The sequence below is a fragment of the Pontiella agarivorans genome (genome assembly GCF_034531395.1).
In the GTDB taxonomy this organism is placed as follows: domain Bacteria; phylum Verrucomicrobiota; class Kiritimatiellia; order Kiritimatiellales; family Pontiellaceae; genus Pontiella; species Pontiella agarivorans.
Window position 1 is genome coordinate 21,530 of the sequence record NZ_JARVCO010000010.1, and the last position, 12,558, is coordinate 34,087.

Sequence of the window (12,558 nt, forward strand, 5' to 3'; positions counted from 1 at the left end):
TTCGTTGCTTTCTATTCATTCGTTGCTACTCTTCTTTCCCATGAAACTGAATGCAAACCACTTGAATTCGCTGTGCAGTATCGCCATTGAAGCCGCAGAGGCGGCGGGAAAGCATATTGCCGAAACACGGCCGCTGGACATCCGGCAGGATAAAGAAGGCGATAACCTCGCCTCGCAGGTGCTGACGGAAGTGGACGGCCAGAGTCAGGACATCGTGCTGCGGATACTGGAGCCGACGTTTGCCGAATTTGATCTCGCGCTGCTGACCGAGGAGAGCCCGGATGACGGCAGCCGGCTGGAAAAGGATTATTTCTGGTGCATTGATCCCATCGATGGAACGCTTCCGTTTATTGAGGCCGTACCGGGCTATTCGGTTTCGATTGCGCTGGTTTCGAAAGCCGGCGTTCCCGAGATCGGTGTCGTTTATGACCCGGTGGAACACACGCTTTATCATGCCGTCCGGGGCGGCGGCGCATTTCGGAATTCCAAACCCTGGAAGATCCGCGATCATGGATCGCAGCTGCAGATTATTACCGACCGCAGCGTGGCGGAATTTCCATATTGCGGGCAGGTTGCCGATGCGCTCGGAGCACGTGTAAAAGCCCAGGGCGGCGGCGTCATGAATGCCGTCTGGTGCCTGGAAAGTCCGCCGGCCTGCTATTTCAAATTTCCGAAAGAGCAGCCGGGCGGCGGCTGCTTCTGGGATTATGCCGCAACGGCCTGCATGTATACCGAAATCGGGGCGGTCGTTTCCGATATGAGCGGCAATCCCCTGAATTTTAATGCCGAATACAACCGGTTCAACCGCGTCGGCATTCTGTTTGCAACCGATCCGGAGCTGGCCCGCCGGGTGATTCAACTGAAGGAACAGATACAGCCGTGAACAGGCGGTTTGCTGACGCGTGATCGCGGCGGCCTGTGGACGGCCTTTTTCAGCAGGCGCAACGCATAACCTATTTTCCAAAGGATCTGAATAATGATGAAACAACTGACAACGGGACTATTGATCATGACGATGGCTGCAATGGCACAGAATGACCCTTTCCAATGGCTGGAAGAGGTCGACAGCGAAAAAGCAATGGCGTGGGTGGAGCAGCAGAATGCTGACACCCTCAATGTGCTGACCAACTATCCGAAATATAACGCGGTCTATGAAAAGACGCTGGAAATTCTGAACTCGCAGGAGCGTATCGCCTATCCCGGAATCCGCGGCAGTCATTTTTATAATTTCTGGCAGGACGCCGAATACCCGCGCGGCGTCTGGCGGCGCACCACGCCGACCGAATATGCAAAGAAAAATCCTGAGTGGGAAGTGATGCTCGACGTCGCCGAACTGGCCGAAAAAGAAAACGAAAAATGGTCCTACAAGGGCGTTGATGTGCTGGCCCCGGACTTTGACGTTGCGCTGGTTAAACTGTCGCGCGGCGGCGGAGATGCCGTTGTGGTGCGCGAATTTGATATGCATAAAAAAGCCTTCATTGAAAACGGCTTTAAACTCGATGAAGCCAAAACACGCGTCAGCTGGCTGGACCGCGACACCCTGCTGGTCGGCACCGATTTCGGCGAAGGTTCCCTGACGTCGTCCGGCTATCCGCGCCAGGTGAAAAAGTGGAAACGCGGCACCCCGCTGAGTGAAGCGGAACTGATCTTTGAAGGGGAAACCTCCGACGTCAGCGTCGGGGCCTATGTGCAGCGGACCGCAGAGCGGAACTATGTGATGGTTTACCGGGGAATTTCATTTTATGAATCGGAATACCGCGCCTATGAAAACGGGAAACTGATCCCGCTCGATATTCCGCTGACCGCCGACCTCAGCGGCATCTTTAAAAATCATCTGCTGGTAACCCCGAAAAAAGAGTGGAACGTCGCGGGAAAAACCGTTGCGGCGGGATCGCTGGTTGCACTGGATTACGAGGCCCTGCTGAAGGGAAAACATGCGGCTTCCATCCTTTTCCAGCCCTCGGAAAAGGACAGCCTCGGCGATGTCTCCTCCACGGAAAACCAGCTGATTGTCCGGATCTTCAAAGGCGGCCGTTTCGATGAATTTGAGCGCCATACGTTCAGCAATGGAAAATGGGCGGCGGAAAAAATCGATGCACCGGAATTCGGCACGCTTTCCGTGGTTTCGGCCGACGATTATTCCGACCGCTTTTTCTTCACCCACGAAAGCGCTCTGCGGGCACGCGCGCTCTACTTTTCGGAAAAGCCGGGATCCGAAATCGTTAAAATGAAAAGTATGCCGGAATTTTTTGATCCCTCCGGATTCGAAGTCAAACTGCATGAAGCGGTTTCCAAAGACGGGACCAAAATTCCATATTCCGTCGTTTTTCCAAAGGCTGGAAAAATGGATGGAACCACCCCGACCCTGCTCTACGGTTACGGCGGATTTGAAGTTTCGCTGCGTCCGTTCTATTCCCCGGTCATGGGGTCCACCTGGCTGGCCAACGGCGGTGCGTTTGCGGTGGCGAATATTCGCGGCGGCGGCGAATTCGGCCCGGCCTGGCACGACGCCGCCCGGAAAGAAAACAAGCAGAAATCCTACGACGATTTTATCGCCGTCTCCGAGGACCTGATCAAACACGGCTATGCCTCGCCGGAAACCCTTGGCATTCAGGGCGGCAGCAACGGCGGACTCCTCGTCGGGGCCGTCACCATGCAGCGGCCCGACCTTTTCCGCGCCGTCATCTGCGAAGTACCCCTGCTCGATATGAAGCGCTATCACAAACTGCTCGCCGGGGCCAGCTGGATGGCGGAATACGGCGATCCCGACAATCCCGATGAATGGGCCTACATCAAAAAATATTCGCCCTACCAGAAGTTGTACAAGGATCGGAAATATCCGAAAGTCTTCTTCAAAACCACCACACGCGACGATCGGGTCCATCCGGGCCACGCCCGCAAAATGGCCGCAAAAATGAAATCCATGGGCCACCCCGTTTTCTACTTCGAAAACACCGAGGGCGGCCACGGCGCCGGCGTCACCAACGAACAGCGCGCCCAATCGACCGCCATCAGCTATGTCTACCTGCTGAAGATGCTGTCGAAGTAGGTTGCAGGGCGGGAACGGTTGAGTAAAGCAAACCCTTCCCGCTCTACAATGGTTTCCCACGGAACTGCTGCCCGTTTGGGGCAGGCTATTTCGTGTTTACCATCCAGCCAGAAAATCCATCGAGCCAGATCCGGAAATCTTCAAGATGTTGTGCGGGAAAGTTGTGCTGCTCAACGGCGCGATCCAAGACCGTGTTGAAGCATGCCAACCACACGTGTCGCGCTTCTTCATCAATTCTGAAAGGGATATGGCGGGCCCGCATGCGGGGCGGGCCGTATTTTTCCGCATAGCGGGGTGGTCCGCCAAACAGACTGACGAAAAAATCGGCACTTCTTTGAGCCGCTTCTTTCATGTTCGAGGGGAACATATGTCGTATTGAAGATTTTTCGAGCTCCCCATAGAAATCCTCGAGTAATCCATAGACATGCTCATCCCCCATTAAATCATAAATCTCCCGGCTCGGTGCCGGTCCCTGCGGAATGCCGCCGGCTGGCGTGTATATCGGTCGATCCATCGTCATCCTCTGTTCCATTGTATAAATTCAGCGTACTCTATCCGGATTTTCGGCACCGGCTCAGAAACTGCGGGCCTGAATACAGCGATTTATTTTCATCCAGACGCGGGTTCAAAAATACATATTCCATGATCGTGGAACATAATCGATAACGTACAAATAGTTTCGCACATTTGAATAAGAGATCCTCCAACTAATACGATCAGCCGACATAGGAGGACCAAATGGAAAAAACAGATCCCCTACGACGAGATGCACTACCTGAACATCCTCAAAATCAGGGTGTTCTGATAAACTTCCGGATGCAAATCCAGACTCCTTTTTTTGAAGGCTTCCATATACATACTTTGGGCAAAAAGAGCAGGGGTGAAGCTGAAAAGCCTGCTCGTGAACAACGGGCGCTGAAAGAGAAAAGCCTCTCAGGCCTGGGCGAAGTGAACCGCAATGTATCAAGCGCAGACCGAAACCCTTTCAGTTATTAAGTACCATAACACCAAATGAAAAAGATAACCACATAGGGAGAAATATCGTGCAAAACGGCTTAACTTAGTGCCATTCATCTCAGATGGCTGGTTAGGCTTTCTTATTGTTTCTGATTACTCCGACCATACTGCATATTCGTTGCCATTCGGGTCTGTAAAATGGAATCTTCGACCTCCCGGAAATGCAAATATTGGTTTTACAATTTCCCCTCCAGCTTTTTCTATTTTTGATTGAGTGGCTTCTAATTTTTCACTGTACAAAACAATAAGAGCACTACCTTGTTTCGTGGAAGAAATTAATTCTGATTTGAAAAACCCACCGTCTAACCCTTCATCAGTAAACGCAACATACTCTGGTCCATAATCTACAAATGACCACCCAAATGCCTCAATAAAGAATGCTTTTGTTTTCTCTATATCTTTTGCCGGGAACTCAACATAATTTATTTTTTCATGCTTTTTCATAATTCATTCTTGTTGAATTTATATATCCAATTGAGCCTAACGGCGCGAGCTTGCGAACGTCCGGTGACCGTAGGGAGCGAATTTAATGGCTTTGTTATAGCGTAATTGTTGGGGGCTATTCATGCTGAAGAACATTGATTAGTTTCCCGAACGGATCACGAACGTAAAACCTACGAACACCCCAAGGTTCTGACACTGGACCGTATTCAATTTTAATATTTTTAGCCTTAACTCTTTCTAATACTGTATCTAGTTCATCAACTTCAATGGACAAATCTGGTACAGGAGTCCCTGAGCCCCCCTCAGATGCCACATTGATCTGTGTAGTCATTTCTTCACCTGAGCTATAGGTTTTAATCCATCCGTGATTCATGACAAGCTCAAGATCGAAGATAGACTCGTAGAATATCTTGGCATCATTTGGGTTTGATGCTGCGATATTTGAAACTATTCGTTTTATTTTCATTAAGCGAGCCTCAGGGCATATGATTTTGCGCTATAGACCTTATAGCTGAAGCTGATTCAGTTGCGGTCTTCTTTCTTTTAAATTAAGCGGCGCCCCGGGAGTCCCCCCGACAGAGGACTCACCCAATAGTTAATTAATAAACACCACAAAGAAAACGCCGTGTAAAAACTAACCATAGGTATCGATGCACATAAAGTATAAAGCGTATTCATATGGGCTTTTAACAAAATAAAAAACGTTTGTTATATCCGGAAAAGTTTACACCGATCTGAATCGGGCGGGGTGAATCAGACCGGAAAAAGGGACGGTTCGGAATAGCCCTACGTTAAGAATACTCGAATGAACTTTCCCTTCGGGAGTGCAGACGAGCCGTCTGCGGTACAGGTGGGTATCGCAGGCCGCCGGCCTGCCCCGTAAAGAGGGTGATGTACGCCTAATTTAGCGCCATTGCGGCCTGATGTCATTAGGCTGAACGGGCCTGTCGAAAGTCAATTTTTGCGTTAACGGACAACCGCAGATGGCTGGTTCGATGCCGTTTTATAGTTTTCTTATTGAGAGTATAGGTAGACTTGTTTTTCTATGGTTTCCAAATATTGAAGATCTATAAGGTAGTAGCCATCCGGATTTCCATTGCTTTCCCATATCACGGATGATCCGACCGGTGCATCAAGGTGCCAGTTGGTCACTATAACGTAATCTGAGTTTCTTATAGTAACGTCTATAACGGGAATGTCCGGAACGGGATTGCTAGGGGTGCCGTGGCTGTCAAATGCAGACCATTCAATAAGTACGTTGCCTGTAACAGGAAGATCTCCTGGAGAAGTCAGTCGCCAATCCTTGGCGTATGCATAGGAGCTGAATTCATGAGGGATCTCTACTTTGGCAGGGAGATAGAAAAACGATTGGTTATTGGTGATGTCAGTGCTTCCTAACCAAGCATGCTGAGCACTATATCCATAGACATTATATAAAGAAGTATTCTGGTCCCAGACAAACAACTGGTCTCCGGGGTAGCCATGGGGCCATTCCGAAGCAAGGAGATTGGTATTAGCTCTTAGTGCAATAACATCGGAGGAAGAATAGTATGATGAATTTTTGCGGGTAATGAGACGAAAGAAGGCATGAGGATGATCATCCGCAGGTAAAATATAACTGTTGGTCGGATTAATTCCGAGGACATTGGTCCCCCCTCCTTCCTGTCCCCACAATCCTGACATCAGATTTGTTGATGATTGCATCTCATAAAAGGCATTGGAGCTGTTTTCCCATGTAAGCAATACAGTGTTGGAGGCTTGATTAAATTCGAAATGAGAAATCTCACCTGGTTGGGCATAGGTAGTTCCAAGAAGTAACAGAGTGAATATCATGAATTTTATTTTCATTTCTTTCTCCCTTTTATCGAACAGTCTGTTAAACGGATGCGATGTATGAGTATACGCTGCATCGATGTATGCATTCAGCGGCCCGCGCTGTATATCCCCGATAACCGGTTCCGTCAATTTATGGACTGCAGTGTAGAGCATGCCCATAACAACTTAAAAGACTTGGCTTTAAAAAATCTTTTTGCGGCGCATTTACTTTTCCCAAAAAGAGGAAAAAGGAAGCAAAAAAACCGGCATTCCCGCCGTACCCCCGCTTCCCGCAGGCTATTCGGACTTCGTCCGAAAGCCCTGATGTTTATTCCAGGCGAAGGCGGAAAAATGTATGGGGCTGCGCCTGATTCACCGTTTGGGTCATGATTCCGCTGATCCCCGGAATTGCACCGCCCACGCCCGTCCAGTTGGTCAGTGTGGTCGAGGACTCAAGATAGTAGTCCACGTTGGTGAATCCCGGCCAGGTCAGTGCGGCCGTATGGGTTGATGCGCCGGGGTGGATCATCAAATACGGATTGACGAACGGGGCTTCGGTGCTGATCGCCGGAGCGGACAGGATTTCCCAAAGTGTATTGCTGTTGAAAACCGGAGGTGTCGAATGAAAGGTTTCACCCGTATAGGGCAGCTCGGACATCCCCTGCGAGGGCTGAAGCCACCAGACTTCAATCCCGCTGTAGCTCTCTGCTTCATACAGGGTAATTTCGATGGTGTGATAGCCGGCTCCCAGATAGCAGTAGGCTTCCTGCCAGTCGTACCACTGCTCTTCGTTATTATCCACCACCATGCGTCCGTCGATCCAGATTTCCGATCCATCATCGGAAATGGTCCCGAAACCGTAGGTTCCGCTTTCGGTGATATGGAGATAGCCGCTCCAATGCACGGTGTAATAGCCGCTGCCAATGGGATTCCAGTCATGATACCGGCTCCCGTTCCAGAAATCGAAGACGGTATTGGTCTGAGTACTCACCAGCGGCAGTCCCTCGAAAACAATGCGATTGCTCACGACGTTGTACCCGGAATAGTAATGACCCACCAACCCCTCCGCGCCCCGGGTGGAAAGTGTTGCCGATGCCAGCAGCACAGCCCCTGTTTGGATAAAAGTCCGCACCAAAAAAACAGCTGATTTTCCGCCCGCATTTCGGGCTGGATTACCGATCTTCATTTTCATGCCCTCCCGTTGACCGCATTACCGGATAGATGTCGTACAACGACCCTGTTTTACATGAACGGGCGGTGTATGCAATGCTTCACACGGCCTAAAGACTTGATAAATAGACGTACAACGGTGCCCTGTTTTATCGCAACAGCAGCTTTTGTTTCCGGCCTTATTCTTCCAGGGATTGGAAAAAGGCGGAGGCTTTCTGATAGGCGAAGGCGAGGATGAGCAGGAGCAGACCGGTGCCGATGAAGGCTCCGATGCGCTGGAGGCCGTCGAGTTCGGAGGAGTCGATCAGCAGCACTTTGAGGGAGGCGAGACCGAAGAGAATGAGGCCGAAATAGCGGTGCGGTGCACTGCGGCGTTTCATGCCGTAGAGAATGAGTGCCAGTGCACTGAGGGCCCAGAGGATGGTAATCCCCATGGCGGCCCAGTCGGTTTTGACCCGGCTGATCTCCAGGCTGAGCAGGCCGAGGGCGGAGGCGAGCGGCGCAAGATTCATGATCCATGGCAAGGCGGAGAGGGTTTCGAGCATCGGACCGTGCCGTTTTTTGAGTAGGGGCTGTATGGAGCCGGCAACCAGCGCAAGCAGAATGAGCTGCAGCCAGATATAGCGGTTGAGAAAGGGTTCCGGTTCGAGGGCAAAATTTTCCACCGCAAGGAAGGCATCGATCAATAGCATTTTAAGCGGAACCATAAGAAGCAGAACGGTTCCGAGCCACAGGGTGGACGGACGCTGCGGGCCGTACAGTGCCAGCAGCGTTCCGGCGGCCAGTAAAACAGCCGATGTAAGCAGCCAGCTGGCCGGATGATCCATCCCGGCCGTCCAGAAAATATCCGTGAAGAAAAAGAGAACCGCCGATATCGCACCGATGAGCCACGCGGCATCAATCCAGGGATCGGGCTCATTTTCATCCGTCAGGCGCGCCGCAAATTTTCCCTGCAGCGCCAGCAGTCCGGCGGAAACCAGGCCTACGGCAAACCGGGCGTTCAGGAAAAGGTGCGGCGGCTCGGCGTAGGATTCGAAATCCAGCACCATCACTTTAAAGATGCCGGTCAGGCCGAGAAAAAAGGCCCCCGCCTGCAGCGTGCGTGATTTTACGCGCAGAGCGAATCCGGCGAGCACCGCGCCCTGAATCCCCCAGCCGAGCGATACCCATTCGCCGTCGAACTGCACCGGCAGCGCCATGGCGAGGGCAAAAATACCGCCGGAAACAAAGGCCGTGGCTTCGCCGGAAAACCGCGTGAGTATGTTGTGCGAAAGCGCTGCCACCCCGAATTGCAGCAGCCCGAACAGGGCAAAAGCGATTCCGCAGCCGCTTTTGCCGGTTTCTGAAAAAAGCCAATACGTCATGCCGAGCAGGAAAACGGAGAGCAGCACCAGCCGGACCAGGTCCGCGGTTCGCCCGTGTACGGCCTGTTCGTGCCGCAGCTTCAGCAGACCGAGGGCGGCAAACTGGAGATAGAGCACCGTGAAAAAGAGCAGCCCGGGAATAAAGTCGGCAGCGCTGAGCCGATCCATCCAGATCAGCGAGTGAATGACGGTAAAGCCAAACGCCAGATTGTACAGCCACTGCCATTTTCGCCGCAGACCGAGCAGAATGACGGGTACATTGATCAGCGCAACATAGACGAGCGGAAAAACACCGGCATCAAGATCGCCTCCGATCAGAATCGGCGTAACGAAGGCTCCCAGCACGCCAAGCACCGCCACAGCCTGAGAGGCATAAAACATCGCCAGCCCGAACACAGCGGCGGCGGCAATGAAGAGCCCCGCACCGGCGGTGACGGCACCGATTAACTGATAGAAGGCAAAGGCGGAAAATACGGTGAAATAAAACAGGGCGCTTCCGCCTCCCGTTAAAACGCGCGAAAAAATGGTATATTTTTCGTCCATCCGGCTGACGCCGTATCCGGCTCCGACCAGCACCAGACCGGCCGTCAGACCGAATAAAACGCGGGCGCCGGGCCCGAGCCATGCGTGCTGGATGGCATAGCCGACGAGCAGCGCAATGCCGATGACCAGAATGGCGATTCCGATGAAAGCGGCGGCGCGGCCGCCCATGAGGAATTCGATGCCCGGTTTCGGAGCGGTGGGTTTTGCCGCGACCGGTCTGATCTCCGCTGGGGATTCGGCGGAAGCGGCCGGACGGGGCGCCGGAGCGGCCGGTTTCGGTTTTACCGCCGGGCGGGACTTTTCCGGAACAGAAAGCGGAGCGGAAGAGATTGAGCGGGTTTGCGGCGGCTGAATCTGCTCAACCGATTGATTTCTGAGTTTGCGCTTCAGCGCATCCAGCTCGTTCCGAAGACTGGAAACTTTGACGAGTGCGATGATAGAAATGATGATCGGTGCGAAAACAACGCCGAATACAGCAAGTACGATGAGTCCTTCCATGATGATCCCCTTTGCAAAAGGGGCATTATCGGGGAACCGGGGCTCAGGTCAATGCGGGATCAGTCTTCTTCCTGGCGCAGTTCGAGCGAAATCACAATGGCGGTTTCGTCGACGACCGGTTCCGCCGGTTCGTCTGAATCGCCGCAGCCGGAACAGGTGGAGCAGGATCCCGCGCATTTCGAGAGTGCATATCGAATGCGGCCGCCGGCTTCGAGCTGGTCCAGCCGCGGCTGCAGCGCTGCGGCTTCCATCTCCAACGAGGAGGCCAGATTCCCGACCGACATCATGCGGCGGGGCGTGAGAACATCCATAATCTGATCGAGCATTTTTGTTTTTCTCCGGTTGGTCTCTCCTCCAGCCGTTGGATGTTATGTACCCCTGCGCTCTCCTGCACACGAGCTTTTTCTGCCGTATTGCGGGCTGTTTAAACACAATCTCAAAAAGCAGGGCTTTTCAATCATCGCCGGGGAACTATAGTGTTTTATTGCGCGATGAAGCCCATGCAATACAGGAGTGTAGATGATGAAGATTCAGAGAATCGCAACGTTCTTTTTCACGATGGCCATTACGGTTCATGCGACCGCACGCCCCGCCTTTGAGCCCGATAAAGACCTGCTGATTGCACAATATGACAGCAAACCGGATCCGGACGATCTGCATGCCCAGGCGGCGGCAGGCTGCATGCTGAATCATCCGGACTGGCAAAATGTGACTGTTTTTGCTGTGGCCGGCGCCTACGGTATTCAGAAGGGCAAATACATGGATTCCTCCTCGCTGTTTTCCATGGCATTCGGCGAAAAGAACAAGGGCTGGACCGATGCCCACAAGGATTGGGACGGATCGGTTAAGCGGATAAAATCGCGGGCGGAAGCCGTACTTAAAAAAGGCGGAAAAGTCTGGGTTGCCGAAGCGGGGCAGTCGAACATTACCGCCGACTGGGTGAAAGCCCTGATCGACGGGGGTATGAATGAAGCCATTGTGAAAAAGCGCGTTATTGTGGTGCAGCACAGCCTATGGAATGAAAATCAGACCGACCCGGCCGACCTGGATTATGTAAAGAGCAAGACCGACTATTTTGCACTCGATGACGGTAATGCCCCGTTTGATGAAACGAGCTGGGGCGACCGCGGTGCCTATTCAACCCCGGAGTATCGAAGCAAAAATGCTGCCTTCATGAAATCGGCCAAGGCCTCTTCCAACAAAAAAGCCGCCGCCTACTGGACCGAAGCGGAGCGGATTATCGACCATTATTATCCCGAAGGATTCCCGCATGAGTGGTCCTTTATCAAACCGGGCGGCGTCGATTTTTCCGATACCGTGGAAATCTGGTGGATTCTCGAAGACGCGGTCGAGGGTAACGGCACCGCCGGATTCTGGAAAAAATATGTAACCCCATAATCCGACCTGTTTATGCCCGATTTTAAAAGTCGGATAAACCGGGCGGCACACTAACGATAAAAAAATATCGATTTAAGCTTTCCAAGCTTTGGAGCGATCGGTATACCCCATTCCATATTTTTATATCGATTGCGAAGACCCAAAAGGTGATTATTTTTATCTGCAATTTGTTGTAGGGCAAAAAATGCAGTGATAGTTTTCGCGGATTATAAATTTCTAACTGATTAAGGAGTAGAGATATGGCACGTAAGAAAATTGCACTCGTAGGCGCCGGACAGATCGGCGGGACCATGGCGCTGCTCGCTGCGCAGAAAGAGCTTGGCGACGTGGTTACCATTGATATTGCAGAAGGTGTTCCGCAAGGTAAAAGCCTGGACATCACGCATGGCGCACAGGTCATTCCTTCTTCCGTAAGTCTCACCGGCTCCAATGATTATGCGGCGATGAAAGATGCCGATGTGGTGATCGTGACCGCCGGCCTGCCGCGCAAGCCGGGCATGAGCCGCGACGACCTGCTGGAAGTGAACTGCGGCATCATTAAAAACGTCGGTGAAAACATCAAGGAACAGGCTCCGAATGCCTTTGTGATCGTGGTGACCAATCCGCTCGACGCGATGGTCTACACCATGCAGAAGGTCACCGGCTTCCCGGCCAACAAAGTGGTCGGCATGGCGGGAGTACTCGACAGTTCGCGCTTCTCCTCTCTGATTGCTCTTGAGCTCGGCGTTGCAGCTGAAGATGTTACCGCAATGGTGATGGGCGGACACGGCGACACCATGGTTCCGCTCATTCGATACGCCACTGCCGGCGGTGTTCCGGTGACCCAGCTGCTTCCGATGGATACGCTGAATGCCATCGCGGCCCGCACGGCGAAATCCGGCGGCGAAATCGTCGGCCTCCTGAAAACCGGTTCGGCCTTCTACAGCCCGGGCATCTCCGCCATTAAAATGGCTGAAGCCTATCTGAAAGACAAAAAATCGGTACTCACCTGCGCCGCACGGCTCAATGGAGAATACGGCATCGACGGTCTTTATGCCGGCGTTCCGGTCATCATGGGAGCAAACGGTGTTGAAAAAGTAATCGAAGTCGAGCTCGACGAAACTGAAAAAGCGGCGTTTGATGTTTCCATCAGTGCGGTCAAAGAACTGACCGCGTGGGTGGAAAACAACTTTTCTGCGTAATCGCTGCACTGCAGTTGTGCCATGCCACCCGATCCGGGCGGCATGGCTTTATTGTTTCATTAACTATTAACCGGGGGAT

General features: G+C 52.4%; 12 protein-coding genes. 5 read left to right on the forward strand and 7 right to left on the reverse strand.

Annotation, left to right across the window (positions count from 1 at the left end; all coding sequences use genetic code 11):
* Nucleotides 1–40 precede the first annotated feature (40 nt).
* Nucleotides 41–883, forward strand: coding sequence for an inositol monophosphatase family protein (locus P9H32_RS07630; protein WP_322608296.1), 843 nt, complete (start codon nt 41–43; stop codon nt 881–883).
* Nucleotides 884–976: 93 nt separating this feature from the next.
* Nucleotides 977–3,049 carry a prolyl oligopeptidase family serine peptidase gene (locus tag P9H32_RS07635; protein WP_322608297.1) on the forward strand — a complete coding sequence of 691 codons (2,073 nt, stop codon included), beginning with the start codon at nt 977–979 and terminating at the stop codon, nt 3,047–3,049.
* A gap of 85 nt (nt 3,050–3,134) precedes the next feature.
* Here P9H32_RS07635 and P9H32_RS07640 read toward each other — a convergent pair whose 3' ends face one another.
* Nucleotides 3,135–3,563, reverse strand: coding sequence for a globin domain-containing protein (locus P9H32_RS07640; RefSeq protein ID WP_322608298.1), 429 nt, complete (start codon nt 3,561–3,563; stop codon nt 3,135–3,137).
* A gap of 224 nt (nt 3,564–3,787) precedes the next feature.
* Between P9H32_RS07640 and P9H32_RS07645 the strand changes: the two genes are divergently transcribed.
* Nucleotides 3,788–4,045 carry a hypothetical protein gene (locus P9H32_RS07645; protein ID WP_322608299.1) on the forward strand — a complete coding sequence of 86 codons (258 nt, stop codon included), beginning with the start codon at nt 3,788–3,790 and terminating at the stop codon, nt 4,043–4,045.
* 114 nt (nt 4,046–4,159) lie between these two features.
* Here the strand turns inward: P9H32_RS07645 and P9H32_RS07650 are convergent, their stop codons facing one another.
* The 6 genes from P9H32_RS07650 to P9H32_RS07675 all read right to left on the reverse strand — a co-directional run bounded on the left by P9H32_RS07650 (nt 4,160) and on the right by P9H32_RS07675 (nt 10,226).
* Nucleotides 4,160–4,510, reverse strand: a complete 351-nt coding sequence (locus tag P9H32_RS07650) for a VOC family protein (RefSeq protein ID WP_322608300.1) — start codon at nt 4,508–4,510, stop codon at nt 4,160–4,162.
* A 115-nt stretch (nt 4,511–4,625) separates the two neighbouring features.
* Entirely contained in the window at nt 4,626–4,976 is a 351-nt protein-coding gene (locus P9H32_RS07655; protein ID WP_322608301.1) for a VOC family protein, read from the reverse strand.
* Nucleotides 4,977–5,524: 548 nt separating this feature from the next.
* Nucleotides 5,525–6,358 carry a hypothetical protein gene (locus P9H32_RS07660; protein ID WP_322608302.1) on the reverse strand — a complete coding sequence of 278 codons (834 nt, stop codon included), beginning with the start codon at nt 6,356–6,358 and terminating at the stop codon, nt 5,525–5,527.
* 295 nt (nt 6,359–6,653) lie between these two features.
* Nucleotides 6,654–7,517, reverse strand: coding sequence for a PA14 domain-containing protein (locus P9H32_RS07665; protein WP_322608303.1), 864 nt, complete (start codon nt 7,515–7,517; stop codon nt 6,654–6,656).
* A 157-nt stretch (nt 7,518–7,674) separates the two neighbouring features.
* Nucleotides 7,675–9,900 carry a DUF2339 domain-containing protein gene (locus P9H32_RS07670; protein ID WP_322608304.1) on the reverse strand — a complete coding sequence of 742 codons (2,226 nt, stop codon included), beginning with the start codon at nt 9,898–9,900 and terminating at the stop codon, nt 7,675–7,677.
* A gap of 59 nt (nt 9,901–9,959) precedes the next feature.
* Nucleotides 9,960–10,226 carry a FeoC-like transcriptional regulator gene (locus tag P9H32_RS07675; RefSeq protein WP_322608305.1) on the reverse strand — a complete coding sequence of 89 codons (267 nt, stop codon included), beginning with the start codon at nt 10,224–10,226 and terminating at the stop codon, nt 9,960–9,962.
* Between the two features lie 193 nt (nt 10,227–10,419).
* Here P9H32_RS07675 and P9H32_RS07680 point away from each other — a divergent pair, with 193 nt between their 5' ends.
* Together P9H32_RS07680 and mdh are read left to right on the forward strand one after the other, a co-directional pair.
* Complete coding sequence (locus P9H32_RS07680; RefSeq protein WP_322608306.1) at nt 10,420–11,298, forward strand: hypothetical protein; 879 nt, start codon at nt 10,420–10,422, stop codon at nt 11,296–11,298.
* Nucleotides 11,299–11,537: 239 nt separating this feature from the next.
* Nucleotides 11,538–12,479, forward strand: a complete 942-nt coding sequence (gene mdh, locus P9H32_RS07685; RefSeq protein ID WP_322608307.1) for a malate dehydrogenase — start codon at nt 11,538–11,540, stop codon at nt 12,477–12,479.
* The last annotated feature ends 79 nt before the right edge of the window (nt 12,480–12,558 follow it).

What these genes read in the sequence shown, in the direction of transcription:
- P9H32_RS07630 (WP_322608296.1), top strand. Translation starts at nt 41, where the DNA reads ATGAAACTGAATGCAAACCACTTGAATTCGCTGTGCAGTATCGCCATT.
- P9H32_RS07635 (WP_322608297.1), top strand. Translation starts at nt 977, where the DNA reads ATGATGAAACAACTGACAACGGGACTATTGATCATGACGATGGCTGCA.
- P9H32_RS07640 (WP_322608298.1), bottom strand. Translation starts at nt 3,563, where the DNA reads ATGGATCGACCGATATACACGCCAGCCGGCGGCATTCCGCAGGGACCG.
- P9H32_RS07645 (WP_322608299.1), top strand. Translation starts at nt 3,788, where the DNA reads ATGGAAAAAACAGATCCCCTACGACGAGATGCACTACCTGAACATCCT.
- P9H32_RS07650 (WP_322608300.1), bottom strand. Translation starts at nt 4,510, where the DNA reads ATGAAAAAGCATGAAAAAATAAATTATGTTGAGTTCCCGGCAAAAGAT.
- P9H32_RS07655 (WP_322608301.1), bottom strand. Translation starts at nt 4,976, where the DNA reads ATGAAAATAAAACGAATAGTTTCAAATATCGCAGCATCAAACCCAAAT.
- P9H32_RS07660 (WP_322608302.1), bottom strand. Translation starts at nt 6,358, where the DNA reads ATGAAAATAAAATTCATGATATTCACTCTGTTACTTCTTGGAACTACC.
- P9H32_RS07665 (WP_322608303.1), bottom strand. Translation starts at nt 7,517, where the DNA reads ATGAAAATGAAGATCGGTAATCCAGCCCGAAATGCGGGCGGAAAATCA.
- P9H32_RS07670 (WP_322608304.1), bottom strand. Translation starts at nt 9,900, where the DNA reads ATGGAAGGACTCATCGTACTTGCTGTATTCGGCGTTGTTTTCGCACCG.
- P9H32_RS07675 (WP_322608305.1), bottom strand. Translation starts at nt 10,226, where the DNA reads ATGCTCGATCAGATTATGGATGTTCTCACGCCCCGCCGCATGATGTCG.
- P9H32_RS07680 (WP_322608306.1), top strand. Translation starts at nt 10,420, where the DNA reads ATGATGAAGATTCAGAGAATCGCAACGTTCTTTTTCACGATGGCCATT.
- mdh (WP_322608307.1), top strand. Translation starts at nt 11,538, where the DNA reads ATGGCACGTAAGAAAATTGCACTCGTAGGCGCCGGACAGATCGGCGGG.